A 267-nucleotide genomic window follows, 5' to 3' on the forward strand; every position below is an offset into this window, starting at 1 on the left:
AAAGCCAAAGACGGCAAAGTGACTGACCGTATGTCATTCGATCAATTCCAATCGGTGATTAATGTTAATCTTACTGGTACTTTCCTCTGTGGCCGTGAAGCGGCTGCTGCAATGATCGAATCCGGTCAAGCAGGGGTGATTGTGAACATTTCTAGCCTAGCTAAAGCGGGTAACGTAGGACAATCTAACTACGCGGCCTCCAAAGCGGGTGTTGCGGCGATGTCTGTGGGCTGGGCAAAAGAGCTGGCGCGTTACAATATCCGTAGC

The 267-nt window shown here is 50.2% G+C and carries 1 protein-coding gene; it reads left to right on the forward strand.

The genetic code is table 11. From position 1 onward, the window contains the following. Positions 1-267: SDR family NAD(P)-dependent oxidoreductase (locus B4920_RS26500; protein ID WP_139379695.1), on the forward strand; the 267-nt coding region annotated here is incomplete at both ends.

The organism is Zoogloea sp. LCSB751 (genome assembly GCF_002028455.1).
Taxonomy (GTDB): domain Bacteria; phylum Pseudomonadota; class Gammaproteobacteria; order Burkholderiales; family Rhodocyclaceae; genus Zoogloea.